At 36.9% G+C, this 255-nt stretch carries 1 protein-coding gene; it reads right to left on the reverse strand.

Annotation, left to right across the window (positions count from 1 at the left end; genetic code table 11):
* Nucleotides 1-232, reverse strand: a 232-nt coding sequence (locus AC0IXA_RS27805; protein ID WP_471814962.1) for a helix-turn-helix transcriptional regulator, incomplete at its 3' end; no start/stop codon positions are given.
* Nucleotides 233-255: the final 23 nt, after the last annotated feature.

The following is a 255-nucleotide window of genomic DNA, read 5'->3' on the forward strand; positions in this document are numbered from 1 at the left end:
GATCTTCTTCTAGAGAATTACTCTTTTTGTGTAACTTCTGACCAAAAAAAAGCTCTTGAACACCGGTATTTAGCAGATCTGCAATATGCTTTGCTATTTCTAAGCTTGGCTTCGTTCTGCCCATCTCTATATTCGCATAGCCGCTTGTGTACTTATAACCTAATTTTTTCGCCATATAGGTTTGTGTTTTTCCTTGCAATATGCGCTCTTCTCGTAAATTTTCAAGTTTCATCTTTCCACCTCTTACTCAATATG

Source organism: Pseudomonas sp. AC083 (assembly GCF_979253165.1).